The sequence below is a fragment of the Pseudoduganella sp. jia 9 genome, assembly GCF_055502615.1.
Window position 1 is genome coordinate 36,398 of sequence record NZ_JBUPWE010000013.1, and the last position, 16,169, is coordinate 52,566.

15 protein-coding genes are annotated in these 16,169 nt (G+C 64.5%); 7 read left to right on the plus strand and 8 right to left on the minus strand.

The window, feature by feature from the left end; translation table 11 throughout:
• Positions 1 to 86: 86 nt before the first annotated feature.
• The 8 genes from rseP to rpsB all read right to left on the minus strand — a co-directional run bounded on the left by rseP (position 87) and on the right by rpsB (position 8,156).
• Positions 87 to 1,445 carry an RIP metalloprotease RseP gene (rseP, locus tag ACY34H_RS18065; protein WP_464978854.1) on the minus strand — a complete coding sequence of 453 codons (1,359 nt, stop codon included), beginning with the start codon at positions 1,443 to 1,445 and terminating at the stop codon, positions 87 to 89.
• 135 nt (positions 1,446 to 1,580) lie between these two features.
• Positions 1,581 to 2,783, minus strand: coding sequence for a 1-deoxy-D-xylulose-5-phosphate reductoisomerase (gene ispC, locus ACY34H_RS18070; protein ID WP_464978855.1), 1,203 nt, complete (start codon positions 2,781 to 2,783; stop codon positions 1,581 to 1,583).
• A gap of 53 nt (positions 2,784 to 2,836) precedes the next feature.
• Entirely contained in the window at positions 2,837 to 3,670 is an 834-nt protein-coding gene (locus ACY34H_RS18075) for a phosphatidate cytidylyltransferase (protein WP_464978856.1), read from the minus strand.
• A 7-nt stretch (positions 3,671 to 3,677) separates the two neighbouring features.
• On the minus strand, positions 3,678 to 4,421 hold the full coding sequence (gene uppS / locus ACY34H_RS18080; RefSeq protein WP_464978857.1) for a polyprenyl diphosphate synthase: 744 nt from the start codon (positions 4,419 to 4,421) through the stop codon (positions 3,678 to 3,680).
• Positions 4,422 to 4,662: 241 nt separating this feature from the next.
• A complete protein-coding gene (frr, locus tag ACY34H_RS18085; RefSeq protein ID WP_464978858.1) occupies positions 4,663 to 5,223 on the minus strand; it encodes a ribosome recycling factor in 561 nt (186 codons plus the stop codon).
• Between the two features lie 185 nt (positions 5,224 to 5,408).
• Positions 5,409 to 6,125: a UMP kinase gene (gene pyrH, locus ACY34H_RS18090; protein WP_464978859.1), complete on the minus strand. Its 717-nt coding sequence runs from the start codon at positions 6,123 to 6,125 to the stop codon at positions 5,409 to 5,411.
• Positions 6,126 to 6,309: 184 nt separating this feature from the next.
• Complete coding sequence (gene tsf / locus ACY34H_RS18095) at positions 6,310 to 7,224, minus strand: translation elongation factor Ts (RefSeq protein ID WP_464978860.1); 915 nt, start codon at positions 7,222 to 7,224, stop codon at positions 6,310 to 6,312.
• Positions 7,225 to 7,403: 179 nt separating this feature from the next.
• A complete protein-coding gene (rpsB, locus tag ACY34H_RS18100; RefSeq protein ID WP_130188838.1) occupies positions 7,404 to 8,156 on the minus strand; it encodes a 30S ribosomal protein S2 in 753 nt (250 codons plus the stop codon).
• A gap of 349 nt (positions 8,157 to 8,505) precedes the next feature.
• Here rpsB and ACY34H_RS18105 point away from each other — a divergent pair, with 349 nt between their 5' ends.
• The 7 genes from ACY34H_RS18105 to ACY34H_RS18135 all read left to right on the plus strand — a co-directional run bounded on the left by ACY34H_RS18105 (position 8,506) and on the right by ACY34H_RS18135 (position 16,127).
• Positions 8,506 to 8,829 (plus strand): hypothetical protein, encoded by a 324-nt coding sequence (locus ACY34H_RS18105; protein WP_464978861.1) that lies wholly within the window; start codon positions 8,506 to 8,508, stop codon positions 8,827 to 8,829.
• A gap of 182 nt (positions 8,830 to 9,011) precedes the next feature.
• Entirely contained in the window at positions 9,012 to 9,734 is a 723-nt protein-coding gene (locus tag ACY34H_RS18110) for a hypothetical protein (RefSeq protein WP_464978862.1), read from the plus strand.
• Positions 9,735 to 9,847: 113 nt separating this feature from the next.
• Positions 9,848 to 10,255, plus strand: a complete 408-nt coding sequence (locus ACY34H_RS18115) for a CopG family transcriptional regulator (protein WP_464978863.1) — start codon at positions 9,848 to 9,850, stop codon at positions 10,253 to 10,255.
• 67 nt (positions 10,256 to 10,322) lie between these two features.
• Positions 10,323 to 11,717: an extracellular catalytic domain type 1 short-chain-length polyhydroxyalkanoate depolymerase gene (locus ACY34H_RS18120; RefSeq protein ID WP_464978864.1), complete on the plus strand. Its 1,395-nt coding sequence runs from the start codon at positions 10,323 to 10,325 to the stop codon at positions 11,715 to 11,717.
• 233 nt (positions 11,718 to 11,950) lie between these two features.
• Positions 11,951 to 12,772 carry a type I methionyl aminopeptidase gene (gene map, locus ACY34H_RS18125; RefSeq protein WP_464978865.1) on the plus strand — a complete coding sequence of 274 codons (822 nt, stop codon included), beginning with the start codon at positions 11,951 to 11,953 and terminating at the stop codon, positions 12,770 to 12,772.
• A 4-nt stretch (positions 12,773 to 12,776) separates the two neighbouring features.
• Entirely contained in the window at positions 12,777 to 15,371 is a 2,595-nt protein-coding gene (locus ACY34H_RS18130) for a [protein-PII] uridylyltransferase (RefSeq protein ID WP_464978866.1), read from the plus strand.
• 6 nt (positions 15,372 to 15,377) lie between these two features.
• The gene (locus ACY34H_RS18135; RefSeq protein ID WP_174800397.1) at positions 15,378 to 16,127 is read left to right on the plus strand and encodes a pseudouridine synthase; all 750 of its coding nucleotides are present in this window, start codon (positions 15,378 to 15,380) and stop codon (positions 16,125 to 16,127) included.
• Positions 16,128 to 16,169 lie beyond the last annotated feature (42 nt).

Genomic DNA, 16,169 nt, shown 5'->3' on the forward strand with positions numbered 1-16,169 from the left:
GATAATCCGGACAGCACCTTTCGACACCTCGCCCGCAATCATTCCGAACCAGCTTCCCAAATACGAGACTGCACGCGGCAGGCGGATCATAACAACCGCGCGACATCGTTGAATACAGCGAGCGCCATCAAGGTCACCAACAACCCGACACCCAGACGCTGTGCAATCTCCCCAAAACGCTCCGGCACCGGGCGCCCAGTCAAAACTTCCAGCGAATAATACAGCAAATGGCCGCCATCCAGAACCGGTATCGGGAGCAAATTCATCACTCCCAGGCTGATGCTGACGACCGCCACGAACGACAAATAGCTCGCCAGGCCGATGCGCGAACTCTGGCCGGCGTAATCGGCGATCGTGATGGGACCGGTCACGTTCTTCCACGAGACCTCGCCGATGATCATGCGGCCGATCATCCGGATCGTCAGCACGCTGGTGTCCCAGACCTTTCTCGCCGCCTTGGCCAGCGCGCCGAACGGGCCGTCCGCCACGACGATCATATCCGGCCGCCCCAGCAGCTCGACCTTGATCTTACCGACTGTTACACCGTCTTTACCCGCCACCGCTTCCGGCACCACCGGCAGCCGCAGCAGTTCGCCGGCGCGCCGCACGTCGAGCTGCACGGTGCGCGCCGCGGCCTGGCGGATCGCGGCGCTGAAGGCGCCGATATCGACCACCGGCCGGCCATCCATCGCCACCACCTGGTCGCCGCTGCGCAGGCCGGCGCGGGCACCGGCGCCGGCCGGATCGACCTTGCCCAGCAGGGGCGCGGGCAGCCAGATGTTGAAGCCGAGCGTACCGGTCACGTCGCCGTCGAGGTCGACGGCGCGCAGCGTGGCGGCCGGCAGCGTGAACGTGAAGCGGCCGCGGCCCGGCCGCTCCGCCTCGATGCGGGCACCCTCGCCATCCTTCGATTCGACCACCGCCTCGATCAGCTGCCAGCGTAGCTCGGACCAGCCCTGGACGGCCTTGCCGTTGACGGCGCGGATCACGTCATCGCGGTCCAGCCCCGCCTGGGCGGCGGGCGACTGCGCGGCCGGCGCGGCAATGCGCGTGGCCGGCTCTTCGATGCCGTGCATGTACAGGCCGGCGAACAGCACGATCGCCAGCAGGAAATTGGCGATCGGCCCGGCGGCCACGATGGCGATGCGTTTCCACACGTTCTGGCGCGTGAACTCGCGCGGCAGGTCTTCCGGCGCGATGTCCTTCACATCCTGGTCGCGCGCGTCGAGCATTTTCACATAGCCGCCCAGCGGCAGCGCGGAAACGGCCCACTCGGTCTGGTCCGGCCCGACACGGCGCGACCAGACCACGCGGCCCATGCCGACCGAGAAGCGCAGCACCTTCACGCCGCACCAGCGCGCCACCAGGTAGTGGCCCAGTTCGTGGATGACCACGAGCGTGCCCAGCGCAACGATGAAGGCGACGACCGTCTGCAGCAGGTTCATGGCGGTACTCTCGGGTGGCGTCCGGTTGAAAACGGGGTTGAAATGGTGACTGGAAGCGTGACTGTAAGCTTGAGTGAAAGCTTCATTTAAAGCGCGCGCCTGGCGACGTGGTCAAATTCCGGCGCGGGAAACGCGTCAGGCGTTGGCCGCCTTCAGCGGGCGGCCCAGCGCGGCAATCGCGCGTCCGGCCGCGGCACGCGCCGCCGCATCCTGCGCCATCACCGCTTCGATGGACGACGCCGGGCCGTGCGGCAGGGAATCCATCACGCCGGCGATCACGCGGTCGATCTGGCGGAAGCCGATGCGCTCGTCGAGGAAAGCCTGCACGGCCACTTCGTTGGCGGCGTTCAGCAGCGCCGGCGCGGTACCGCCCGCGTTCAGCGCATCGTAGGCCAGCGCCAGGCAAGGGAAACGCTGGAAGTCGGGCTTCTCGAACTGCAGCGTGCCCACCTGCGTGAGATCGAGCTGGGCAACGCCTGAGTCGATCCGTTCCGGATACGCCAGCGCATTGGCGATCGGCGTGCGCATGTCCGGATTGCCCAGTTCGGCGATCACCGAACCGTCGGCGTACGACACCATCGAATGGATCACCGACTGCGGGTGGATGACGACCTCGATCTGCGCCGCGGGCGCGCCGAACAGCCAGTGCGCTTCGATCACTTCCAGGCCCTTGTTCATCATCGTCGCGGAATCGACCGAGATCTTGCGGCCCATGACCCACTTCGGATGCTTGCATGCCTCGGCCGGCGTGACGCCATCGAGCGTTTCCACGGCGCGCTTCAGGAACGGCCCGCCGGACGCGGTCAGCAGGATCTTCGTGACGCCGGCGGCCGCCGGCACGCGGCGGTAATCGGCCGGCAGGCACTGGAAGATGGCGTTGTGTTCGGAGTCGATCGGCAGCAGCGTGGCGCCGGAGGCCGCCACGGCATCCATGAACAGCTGGCCGGACATGACCAGCGCTTCCTTGTTGGCCAGCATGACCTTCTTGCCGGCGCGCGCCGCGGCCAGCGTGGGCGCCAGGCCGGCGGCGCCGACGATCGCGGCCATCACGCCATCGACTTCGCCGACGCTGGCGATGTCGCACAGCGCCTGCTCCCCCCAGGCCACCTGCGTGTCCAGGTTCATCGCACGCAGCAGCGCGGCCAGCTGGTCCGCCGCCTCGGCGGTGCCGACGACGGCCACTTTCGGCTGGAACTGCCGGCATTGCGCGGCCAGCTCCTCCACCCGGCTGTGCGCGGACAGCCCGTAGACCGAGTAACGGCCGGGATGGCGTGCGATGACGTCGAGCGTGGAGACGCCGATGGAACCGGTGGCGCCGAGGATGGTGATGCTTTGCATAGTCGTTTCCTTTGAAACCCGCCGGCCCGGGGCCTGGCGGGTCTCGATTTCTTTTACAGCCAGCCGCCGATCAGCGCGGCGATCGGCAGCACCGGCACCAGCGCGTCGATACGGTCGAGCACGCCACCGTGGCCGGGCAGCAGGTTGCTGCTGTCCTTGAAGCCGGCGCGGCGCTTCAGCTGGGATTCAAACAGGTCGCCGACGATCGATGCGCCGACGATGACGGAGAGCGCGACCAGCGCAATGCCCCAGCCCAGTGCCGCCTGCACGCGCACGGCAAAGGTATCCTGCAGCCAGGGCTGGTAAGGCGCGGCCAGGATGGTCAGGATCGACAGTACCAGCACGGCGATCCAGCCGCCGACGGCGCCTTCGACCGATTTGCCGGGCGAAATCGAGGGCGCCAGCTTGCGCCGGCCGAACTTCTTGCCGGAGAAATAAGCGCCGATGTCGGCGATGAACACCAGCGCCATCACCGAGATCAGGTACAGCGGCGAGCGCTGGAACAGCACCAGGATCGCCACGAAGCACGATACCAGCGTGGCGCCGTACACCATGGCGAGCAGGGTATTGCCGAACCCTTCCATCGGCGGCAGGCCGACTTTCAGCGACGGGAAGAAGCGCAGCAGCCAGATGGCCGCGCCCAGCGCCAGCCAGAAGCGCGCCTGCTCCAGGCCAGCGTTGTAGTAGAACGTATAGATGAATGCCACCGCCCAGCAGAAGGCGACGAGGATCGGCATGCGCAGCTTGAACAGCCGGAATGCTTCCCACGCGGTGGCGACAAAGGCGACGGCAACCAGTGCCTGCACGGCCGGCAGCGAACCGGAGAACAGCACGGCCACCAGCACGACGAACAGGATGACGGCGGTAATGATCCGGGTCTTCAGCATGTGTCTGTTATTTTTTCAGTTGCTCACCGGTGCGGCCGAAGCGGCGCTCGCGGTGCTGGTAGGACGCAATGGCTTCGTCCAGCTTCTCGGCGGTGAAGTCGGGCCAGTAGGTATCCGTGAAATACAGCTCGGTGTAAGCCAGCTGCCACAGCAGGAAGTTCGAGATGCGCTCTTCGCCGCCGGTACGGATGAACAGGTCCGGCTCGGGCGCATAGGCCATCGCCAGGTGCGGCGCCAGCTGCGCTTCGGAGAAATCCGTGGCGCCCGGATGGGCCGCCACCATCTTGCCGATTGCCTGCATGATATCCCAGCGGCCGCCATAGTTGGCGCACACGGTCACGGTGAGGCGGGTGTTGTTGGCAGTCTTGCGCTCGGCGGCGGCGATCATGTCGCGCAGCTTGGCGTCGAAACGGGACAGGTCGCCGACGACTTTCAGGCGAATGTCATTGGCATGCATCTTCGCCACTTCGCGCTCGAGCGCCGTGACGAACAGGCGCATCAGCAGGGACACTTCCTCTTCCGGGCGGCGCCAGTTCTCGGAACTGAACGCGAACACCGTCAGGTATTCGACACCCCGGTTGACGCAGGCTTCCACGACGGTCCGAACCGCCTCCACGCCCTTGACGTGGCCTGCCACGCGGGGCAGGAAGCGCTTGGTGGCCCAACGGCCGTTGCCGTCCATGATGATCGCCACATGGCGCGGCACATTCGGCACTTCGGGCACCGCGGTCGTCGAACTCGTATATCTCATTAGTAACGCTTTAATGCCAAAAGATGAACTGTACAAAAAAAACCGGGGACAGGCACCTATTTTCAGGAAATATTTTCCTGATAACGGGCGCTTGCTCCCGGCTCATTCACTGCTCGGTCAGAAACAGGGGACAGGAAGGAGTGATCCCATGCATGGGATCACCGCTGTGCAGGCGAGGGGCGTGCCCCTCGAAACCCCTGCTCCGCCCCCGGCTGCTCACGAGTTCCCGGCGGCTTCAGGCTTACACCGTCAGCACTTCCTTCTCTTTCTCGGCAACGATCTTGTCGATGTCGGCAATCGCCTTGTCGGTCAGCTTCTGCACGTCGTCGGAGGCGCGGCGCTCTTCGTCTTCCGAGATGGCCTTGTCCTTCGTGAGCTTCTTCAGCTGTTCGTTGGCGTCGCGGCGGATGTTGCGGACGGCGATCTTCGCGTCCTCGGCTTCGCCCTTGCACAGCTTGACCATTTCCTTGCGGCGCTCTTCGGTCAGCGCCGGGGTCGGCACGCGGATCGTGTCGCCCTGGGCGGACGGGTTCAGGCCCAGGTCCGCATCGCGGATGGCCTTCTCGATCGCGGCACCCATTTTCTTTTCGAACGGCGTCACGCCGATCGTGCGGGCGTCGATCAGCGTCAGGTTGGCCACCTGGTTGATCGCCGTCGGGTTGCCGTAGTAATCGACCGTTACGTGGTCGAGGATACCCGTGTGGGCACGGCCGGTACGCACCTTGGCCAGATCGCTTTTCAGCGTTTCCAGCGATTTCGCCATCTTGTCCTGGGCGTTCTTCTTGATGTCAGCGGTAGACATGCTGCTCTCCTGTTACGGGTTTGATCTTATCAATTATGTGGCAAAGTCGTGGGTCAGTGCAAAACCGTCGCGAGCGGCAGCAGTTGCGGTCGAGGAGCGGAATCGTACTTTAGTACGATCGGTCCGCCGCTGCGGAGCACCGGAGACCGCAAATGCAACGCGCAGCAGGTTTGGCACGCCCCCCCTCATACGTGGACGAGGGTGCCTTCTTGCTCACCCATGATCACGCGCATCATCGCGCCTGGCTTGGTGATGGAGAAGACCTTGATCGGCAGTTTCTGGTCGCGGCACAGTGCGAACGCGGTGGCGTCCATCACCTGCAGCTGCTTGGCGATCGCTTCGTCGAAGCTGATGGTGTCGTACAGCGTGGCTTCCGGGTCCTTCTTCGGGTCGGCACTGTACACGCCGTCGACCTTGGTGGCCTTCAGCACGATCTCGGCCGACATTTCCGAACCGCGCAGCGCGGCGGCGGTATCGGTGGTGAAGAACGGGTTGCCGGTGCCGGCCGCGAAGATGACGACCTTGCCCTCTTCCAGGTACTGCAGCGCTTTCGGGCGCACATACGGCTCGACGACCTGCTCGATGCCGATCGCCGACATCACGCGGGCGACGACGCCCACGTGGCGCATCGCGTCGGCCAGGGCCAGCGCGTTCATCACGGTGGCCAGCATGCCCATGTAGTCGGCAGTGGCACGGTCCATGCCTTGGGCGCCGGGCGCGACGCCGCGGAAGATATTGCCGCCGCCGATCACGACTGCCAGTTCCACGCCCAGTTTCGCGACCTCGGCCACGTCGGCGACCATGCGCTCGATCGTGCCGCGATTGATGCCATACGGGTCATCGCCCATCAGGGCTTCACCGGACAATTTGAGGAGGACGCGCTTGTAGGCTGGTTTTGACATGAGCTGGGGCTCCTAAGTAAATGTATTCGGTGTCATTCCGGCGGCAATGATAGCTGTAAAGCTCCACGCGCCGGGGTGATACGCCAACCGTGCAGCCCATGCGGGGACGGCTGGAGGTGCGTTTTATCGGGCGCCTCCCGAGAGCCTAGGCTCTAAAAAAACGGGCCTTGCGGCCCGTTTTTGATTACGCTCCCTTGGAAGCAGCCATCTGGGCTGCAACTTCAGCGGCGAAATCGTCCACTTTCTTCTCGATGCCTTCGCCCACCACGTACATGGTGAAGCCTTTCACGGTCGCGTTGGCGGCCTTCAGCATCTGCTCGACGGACTGCTTGTCGTTCTTCACGAATGCCTGGTTCAGCAGCGACACTTCCTTCAGGTACTTCTGCACCGAACCTTCGAGGCGCTTGGCCACGATTTCCGGCGACTGGGCCGGCTTGCCGTCGGCGGCAGCCTTGGCTGCATCTTCGTCGGCCTTGGCCTGGGCAACCGAGCGCTCTTTCTCGATCATTTCAGCAGGCACCTGGTCGGCGGACAGCGACACCGGCTTCATTGCAGCGATGTGCATTGCCACGTCCTTGCCCACCTGGTCGTCGGCGCCTTCGAAGTCGACGATCACGCCGATCTTGGTGCCATGCAGGTACGAAGCCAGCTTGCCGGTCGTTTCAAAGCGCTGGAAGCGGCGGATCGACATGTTTTCGCCGATCTTGCCAACCAGGGCGGAGCGCACTTCTTCCAGCGTCTGGCCGGATTCGGTCGGCAGCGCCAGCAGGGCAGCCACGTCGGCCGGGTTCTTCTCGGCAGCCAGGCGTGCGGCGGTGTTCGCCAGTGCCAGGAAATCGTCGTTCTTGGCGACGAAGTCGGTTTCGGAGTTCACTTCGACCAGGGCGCCCACATTGCCCGAGATGAATGCCGCGACGACGCCTTCGGCGGTCACGCGTGCGGAAGCCTTGGCTGCCTTGCCGCCCAGCTTGACGCGCAGGATCTCTTCTGCCTTGTCCATGTCGCCGGCCGCTTCGGTCAGGGCCTTCTTGCATTCCATCATCGGTGCGTCGGTCTTCGCGCGCAGTTCGCCGACCATTGCTGCGGTAATCGCTGCCATATGTTTTCTCCTGTATTCGGTGGGGTTGCCGGGGCGGCGCCTTGCGGCAGCCTGCTCATCCGGCGTCTCGTTAAAAAAAAGGGGAGCCGGAAGCCACCCCTTTTTTCTAGGCCTAAAATAACAGCCTAATATGTAGTGCCGATGTCAGCCCGAGGGACGGACACCGGGACCAGCCTTGCTTACGCCTGCTCGTTGACTTCCACGAACTCGTCGCCTTCTGCCGTCTTGATCGACTCCAGCACTTCGGTCGACGCGTTGGCACGGCCTTCCAGGATCGCATCTGCCACGCCGCGGGCGTACAGGCTGATTGCCTTGGACGAGTCGTCGTTACCCGGGATGACGTGGGTCACGCCGGCTGGCGAGTGGTTGGTATCGACGATGCCGATGACCGGGATACCCAGCTTCTGGGCTTCGGTGATCGCGCCTTTGTGGTAGCCGACGTCGATCACGAAGATCGCGTCAGGCACGCCGCCCATATCCTTGATGCCGCCGATGGACTTCTGCAGCTTTTCCATTTCACGGCTGAACAGCAGTGCATCTTTCTTGGTCAGCTTTTCCACGGAACCGTCGGCGACTTGCGCTTCCATGTCCTTCAGGCGCTTGATCGAGGTCTTGATGGTCTTGAAGTTGGTCAGCATGCCGCCCAGCCAGCGCTGGTCGACGTAAGGAACACCTGCGCGCTGAGCTTCGGCGGCGACGATGTCGCGTGCCTGGCGCTTGGTGCCCACCATCAGGATCGTGCCACGGTTAGCGGACAGTTGGCGAACAGTCTTCATCGCCTCCTGGTACAGCTCCATGGTCTTTTCCAGGTTGATGATGTGAATCTTGTTGCGGTGGCCGAAGATGAACGGAGCCATCTTTGGGTTCCAGAATCGGGTTTGGTGACCGAAGTGGACGCCGGCTTCCAGCATTTCACGCATCGTTACAGACATTTTTTACTCCAGGGTTGGGTCTGGAACCTGCTCAGTCACCCTTGCGGGCACCCTTGCAGAGCGGGTTCGAGTTTATTAAAAAGTGGGGGTTTTACAACATTGCACGAAACGAGTCCGAGCAACCCGGCATTTTAGCGGAAGACACGGAAACAATCAAACGTTGTTCTTGTCCGCGGCCAAGGCCACTCCTCCCATCCGGGCTGTACCGCCATCGTTGCCAGGCCGGCCAACACAGCGCCGCTCCACCGTAGCAGGACCTCTCAACAGGCCGCTTTTCCGTATCGCGCGGCCTCCGGCGCCTCTGCGACGTATCCTGACGAAAACTCGACAACTGCCAGAGGAGAGCATCATGGAATCAAGCCAGCTTGAAAAACTGGAACAGGGACTGCGGCACGCGCTGCAACTGGTTGAGCGTGATGAATCGGGCGCGCAGGGCGCGATTCCGGAAAGCCACCCGGCCGCGCAGGCGGCGCAGGAATGCGAGCTGATGTTGCCGGAATCGCTGACGCTGGCCTCGCTGGCCGAAGCCATCCGCCACAAGATCGAGACCGTGCACGTGCTGCTGGACCGCGCCCGGGCCCATGAGCAACTGCCGCCGGATGCGCAACTGGCGGCCGACGAAGGCTATATGACGGCGACCGACGGCGTGCCGCCGGACGGCCCGCGTTCCTGACGCCGCCACTTGCCGCCTTGGCGGCAAGTGGCGCAGTGGGTGGTGCAACATGCATCGGCCAGCCCGCCGGCATTCCCGAAGCACGGCTGATTCCCATGCAGCTGTTACTGTCTTGGCCCGCCGCAAGGCCGCCCTCGTGGAATTCGATACCTTGCTCCTGAGCACAATTCTCAGGAGCAATCATGGCAGCCGATTTCCCGCAGCACGTCCTTCGCCACTGGCGCACCGCAGCCAGTCCCCTGGTACTGGCAACCGCCCTCTTCTTCGCTTCCGGCCAGCCGGCCGCCGCCGCCGAATTCCGCGACCGCAGCGTGATCGGCAACTGGAAGCTCGTCGCCGTCCTCGACCTGGCCTCGATCGCTTCGCTGGATGCGGCGGAAGCAAAAACACTGCTGGGGAAGACCCTGGCGATCAGCGCGACGGACGTGAAGGTGGACCAGGAAGTCTGTCACGCGCCCGAGTTCTGGGCGGAACGGGTCATGCCCGAATCGCACATGCAGGCAAAACTCCACTCCAGCGCGCAACGGTTGCGGCTGCCGAATCCCGTCACCATGATCGAGCTCGGCTGTACGGATGTGTATGTCCGGAATCCGGCACAGCTCGTGCTGCTGTGGGGCGGTGCGATGTTCGACGCCGTGCGGATCGCCCCCGGGCGCCGACAAAGGCCGGCTGAGGTGCTGGCCGGGTCACCGCAGGCCGGCAATGCCAGGTCCGCCAAACGCCCGGAAGCCGGCAGGCCTCAACAGGCAAGCAAGCTTCCAACGGCCGGCAAGGCCGTGAGCGCCGGCAAGGCCCGGGAAACCGGCAGTGTCCGGAAAACCGGCACGGCGCGGAAGAAGCGGACATCGCCGCATCGGCCAGCAGGCAATGGCGCGCCGGGCACGTTTGCCAACGAACTTTTCTAGGGATGACGCCGGTCCGCGTGCGAAATAATTTGTACTGTCGCGATCAGACCCCTTGAAAACCCGCTAGAATCATCCATATACCATCCACTTGGATGGCAATTGGAAGATAAATCATGCCCGACCTGAAACTCCGCCCCGCCGATTCGGAAAAAATCACGATCAATCTGTTCCCGGTCGACCTGGGGCAAATCGACCTGCTCGTGCAGCAGGGTTTTTATGCCAACCGGACAGACCTGATCCGCACGGCGATCCGCAACCAGCTGACCCAGCACGCGGACGTGGTGCGCCAGACGGTGGAGCGCAACCAGTTCGTGCTGGGCTTGCAGCAGTTTTCCAGCGCCGACCTGGAAGCCGCCCGCGCCGCCGGCGAGATGCTCAACATCCGCGTACTCGGCCTGGCAACCATCGCCCCGGATGTGACACCGGAACTGGCGGCGGCCACTATCCAGTCGATCACCGTGCTCGGCGCGCTGCACGCCAGTCCGGCCGTGAAGGCGGCGCTGGCCGGCCGCATCAGCTGAACCGCAGCAACCACAATATTTCGACAGCACCGCTGTCCCACACGCCTCATCCTATGGAAGGCACGATATGAAATTCGATTCCGCACTGATGGCCCGCCTGCAGGCAGCCACGCAAGACTTGATGAAAGACGGCCCGATGGCCGCCACCGCCGCGATCCAGCGCGCATTGGCCGGCGATGCCGCGCCAGCCGCCACGGCGACCGATGACTCCGTCCACGCGGCACCGCCGCCGGGCGCCACGATGAAGGACCTGAACGCGCCGCCGGAAAAAGCGCCCTCGCGCCCAGCTCCGCGCGCCCGGAAGGCCGCACCGAATCAGCCGCCGCCGCACGCAGCAAAAGACGACAAGCCGGTGAATCCCGGCGCGAAAGACGACAAGCCGGCGAATCCCGGCGCGACGACTGGCCTCGCCGACATCCTTGCCAAGGCAGGTATCACGCTGCCGGAAGGCTTTGCCGAAGGCTTCAAGGAGAAATTCAAGGGAGGAATGCAGGGCGGATTCCAGGGCCTGCCGGAAAACCTGCTGGACGGCCTGCCCGAAGCGCTGCGCGACCAGCTGAAAAACGGCAAGCTGCCCGGCGCCCGCAAGCGCCCGCCCCCTGCCCCGCTGCCGGACGGCGCCCGCTTCGACAGCGCCAGCTTCACGTGCCACGCCGGCACGCGCGGCTACAAGCTCTATGTGCCGAGCACGTACAAGGAAGGCCAGCCGGTGCCGCTCGTCGTCATGCTGCACGGCTGCACGCAGGACCCGGACGATTTCGCCGCCGGTACGCGCATGAACCAGGTTGCCGAGGAGACCGGCTGCCTGGTGGCGTATCCCTGCCAGTCGCAGCAGGCCAACAGCTCGAAGTGCTGGAACTGGTTCAGTGCCGCCGACCAGCAGCGCGAGCGTGGCGAACCGGCGATCATTGCCGGCATCGCCCGGCAGGTGATGGCCGATTTCGCGGTCGATCCGGCGCGGGTCAGCATTGCCGGGCTGTCGGCCGGCGGCGCGATGGCGGTCGTGGTGGGTGCGCTGTATCCGGAACTGTTCCATGCCGTCGGCGTGCATTCCGGGCTGCCGTTCGGCAGCGCGACGGATCTGCCGTCCGCCTTGCAGGCGATGCAGCAGGGCGCGAAAGGTCATGCAAAGCCGGTCGCCAGTCCGCCGCTGATCGTGTTCCATGGCGACAAGGACCACACCGTGAACCGCAAGAATGGCGACGATGTGCTGCAGCATGGCCTGGTGGCGCATGAAGCCGGCACGCCGGAGGTGGAGACGGCCAAGGCCGGCGGCGGGCGTAAATACACGCGCACGGTCCACAAGGGCAAGGATGGCCGGGTGCTGGCCGAGCATTGGGAGTTGCATGGCGCCGGCCACGCATGGGCCGGGGGCAGCGCCAGCGGCAGCTATACGGATCCGACGGGGCCGGATGCCAGCCGGGAGATGGTACGGTTCTTCGGTTCGGTAGTGCGGGGCTGATCGACCGAAAACCGGTGGCGAAGCAGGGGTTTCCTGGAGCACGCTCCAGGCCTGCGTAGCGGAGATGGCCTGCAAGCCATCTCTCCTTCCAGACACCATTTTCTGGAAAATCGCCCAGAAAAAAGTGTCAGACACCTGCGGCTCGCCGGCCAATGGCTATGCAGCGGCGATAACGACTCTCGGGGGCTACGTCGTCTATAATCGTGGTTTGTCGCCCGAAACAATCAAGAAACATGGCCATCACGATCAAGACCCCCGAAGACATCGAAGGCATGCGCCTCGCCGGCCGCCTCGGCGCCGAAGTCCTCGACTACATCACTCCTTTCGTCAAGCCCGGTGTCACCACCGGCGAGCTGGACCGCCTGTGCCACGAATACATGACGAACGTACAAGGCACCGTGCCGGCGCCGCTGAACTACCAGCCGCCCGGCTACCCGCCCTACCCGAAGGCGATCTGCACGTCCGTCAACGATGTGATCTGCCATGGCATCCCCGGCGACAAGGTACTGAAGGCCGGCGACGTGGTGAACCTGGATATCACGATCATCACGAAGGACGGCTATCACGGCGACAACAGCCGCATGTTCTACATCGGCCCGCCGTCGATCCTGGCCAAGCGCCTGACCGAGATCACCTATGAATGCATGTGGCTGGGCATTGCCCAGGTGCGCCCGGGCGGCCACTTCGGCGACATCGGCCACGCGATCCAGGTGCATGCCGAGAAGGCCGGCTACAGCGTGGTGCGCGAGTTCTGCGGCCACGGCATCGGCAAGGGCTTCCACGAAGAGCCGCAGGTGCTCCACTATGGCAAGCCGGGCACCGGCGAGGAACTGAAGCCGGGCATGATCTTCACGATCGAGCCGATGATCAACGCCGGCCGCCGCGAGATCCGCGAGATGGGCGACGGCTGGACGATCAAGACCAAGGACCGCAGCCTGTCCGCCCAGTGGGAACACATGGTGCTGGTGACGGAAACCGGCTACGAAGTGCTGACGCTGTCGGCCGGCTCGCCGCCGCCGCCGGCCTTCATCGGCGAAGCAAAAGCCGCGGCCTGACGCCATGTCCTCCATCGCGATGAACAGCGATCCCCGCGAGCAGTTGCGCAGTTCGCTCAAGCTGCGGCTGAAGTCCGACCGCCAGGTGGTGATTGCCACGTTCCGCGAGGACGGCAAGCCGGAAAAACTGCTGCGCAGCCTGCGCCAGAGCGTGGACGAGGTGCTGACGCAGGCGTGGCAGGCCGCGGGCCTGCCGGCCCGTACCGCGCTGGTGGCGGTGGGCGGCTATGGCCGCGGAGAGCTGTTCCCGTATTCCGACGTCGATGTGCTGATCCTGCTGGGCCAGAGCCCGGACGAGGATACCCGCCACCGTCTCGAGGAACTGGTGCAGCTGCTGTGGGACCTGGGCCTGGAGATCGGCTCGTCGATCCGCACGGTGGAGGAATGCCTGGCCGAATCCGAGGCCGACATCACGGTGCAGACCAGCCTTCTGGAAGCGCGCCTGGTGACCGGCGACGCGGACCTGTTCGCACGGCTGGAACGCGAGTACGACGCGGCGATGGACCCGCAGGCGTTCTTCCACGCCAAGACCAGCGAAATGCGCCAGCGGCACGCCAAGTATGAGGACACGGCGTTCTCGCTCGAACCGAATTGCAAGGAAAGCCCCGGCGGCCTGCGCGACCTGCAGGTGATCCTGTGGATGACCAAGGCCGCCGGGCTGGCCAGTTCGTGGCGCACGCTGGCCACGCGCGGCCTGATCACCCAGACCGAGGCGCGCCAGCTGATGGAGAAGGAACGCGCCTTCAAGGATATCCGCGTGCGGCTGCACCTGCATGCCGGCCGCCGCGAGGACCGCCTGGTGTTCGACGTGCAGACGGCGATCGCCGAAAGCCTCGGCCTGCAGACCACCGGCAGCGGCGTGCACATGCGCCGCGCCAGCGAATACCTGATGCAGCGCTACTACTGGGCCGCCAAGGTGGTGGTGCAGCTGAACACGATCATGCTGCAGAACATCGAAGCGATGCTGTTCCCGCAGGGCTGCGACACGCACCCGATCAACGAGCGCTTCAACGAAGTGAACGGCTTCATCGACATCAGCAGCGACGACGTGTTCGAGCACACGCCGTCGGCGATCCTCGAGGTGTTCGTGCTGATGACCGAACGCCCTTCCCTGAAAGGCATCACGGCCCGCGCCACGCGCGCGCTGTGGCACGAGCGTTTCAAGATCGACGCGGCGTTCCGCGCCGATCCCGTCAACCGCGCCTACTTCCTGCGCATCCTGCAAGCGCCGTGCGGCATCATCCATGCGCTGCGCCGGATGAACGAGCTGTCGATCCTGGGCCGCTACCTGCCGAACTTCCGCAAGATCGTCGGCCAGATGCAGCACGACCTGTTCCACGTCTACACGGTGGACCAGCACATCCTGATGGTGGTGCGCAACATGCGCCGCTTCACGATGACGGAACACGCCCACGAATATCCGTATTGCAGCCAGCTGATGGCGAACTATCCGCAGCACTGGCTGCTGTACGTAGCGGCGCTGTTCCACGATATCGCCAAGGGCCGCGGCGGCGACCACTCGAAACTGGGCGTGGCCGACGCGGTGCAGTTCTGCCAGGAGCACGGCATGAGCGCCGACGAAACGGAGCTGGTGGCCTTCCTCGTCGAGCACCACCTGCTGATGTCCACGGTGGCGCAGAAGCAGGACCTGTCGGACCCCGACGTGATCGAGGCGTTCGCGAAAGCCGTGCGCGACGAACGCCACCTCACCGGCCTGTACCTGCTGACGGTGTGCGACATCCGTGGCACCAGCCCGAAGGTGTGGAACGCCTGGAAGGCCAAGCTGCTCGAAGACCTGTACAAGATGACCTTGCGCGTGCTGGGCGGCGAACCGCATTCGGCCGACCGCGAGCTGAAGAACCGCCAGCAGGAGGCGCTGGCCACGCTGCGGCTGTACGGCCTGCCGCCCACGGCTCACGAGGCGCTGTGGAAGCAGCTGGACATGGCGTACTTCCTGCGCCACGACGCGTCCGACATCGCCTGGCAGACGCGCGCGCTGTACGACCGCCTGGACAGCGTGAAACCGGTAGTGAAATGCCGGCTGGCGCCGATCGGCGAAGGCCTGCAGATCGCCGTCTATATCAAAGACCAGCCGGACCTGTTCGCGCGCATCTGCGGTTATTTCGACCGCAAGAATTTCTCGATCCTGGATGCCAAGATCCACACCACCCGGCACGGCTACGCTCTCGACACGTTCCTCGTCACCGAGCAGAGCTTCGCCAAGAGCTACCGCGACATCATCAACCTGATCGAGCACGAGCTGTGCGACCTGCTGCAGGCGCAGGCGCCGATCCAGCCGCCGGTGCGCGGCCGCCTGTCGCGCCTGTCGCGCACGTTCCCGATCCAGCCGACCGTGGACCTGCGCCCGGACGAACGCGGCCAGTACTACCTGCTGTCGGTGACGGCGAACGACCGCACCGGCCTGCTGTACTCGATCGCCAACGTGCTGGCGAAATACCGCGTCAACCTGCACACCGCCAAGGTGATGACGCTGGGCGAGCGCGTGGAAGACGTGTTCATCGTCGACGGCCAGTCGCTGTCGAGCGCGCGCACGCAGATCCAGCTGGAAACCGATTTACTGGAAGCATTGAAAGTCTGAATTCTCATGTCTGAAGAGTTGTTGCGTTTATCGAAACGCATGTCCGAACTGGGCCTGTCGTCGCGCCGCGAAGCCGACGAATGGATCGCCAAAGGCTGGGTGCGCGTGGACGGCAAGGTCGTTTCCGAGCTGGGCACGAAGGTCTACCCGAGCCAGAAGATCACCGTCGAGCGGCAGGCCGCCGCCGAGCAGAGCAAGCGCGTGACGATCCTGATCAACAAGCCGATGGGCTATGTCAGCGGCCAGGCCGAGGATGGCTACACGCCCGCTGTCGCACTGATCAAGCCGGAAAACCGCTGGCCCGATGATCCCGCGCCGGAGCAGTTCCACCCCACGCAGTTGCGCAGCCTGGTGCCGGCCGGCCGGCTCGACATCGATTCCGTCGGCCTGCTCGTGCTCACCCAGGACGGCCGCGTGGCCAAGCACCTGATCGGCCACGATACCGACATCGACAAGGAATACCTGGTGCGCGTGGAGTACACGAAGCCGGGCAAGCTCCCCGATGCGGACCTGAAAAAGCTGAACCACGGCCTGTGGATGGACGGCAAGCCGCTGCTGCCGGCCAAGGTGCGCTGGCAGAATGAAGACCAGCTGTCCTTCACCCTCCGGGAAGGCAAGAAACGGCAGATCCGCCGCATGTGCGAGATGGTCGGCCTGAAGGTGGTGGGCCTGAAGCGCGTACGCATCGGCAAGGTGAAACTCGGCGAGCTGCCGGTCGGGCAATGGCGCTACCTTGCCCCGGATGAGCGGTTTTAACGACAGACCTAGCCGTACGGCAATATAGTTGTCTGCGATTAA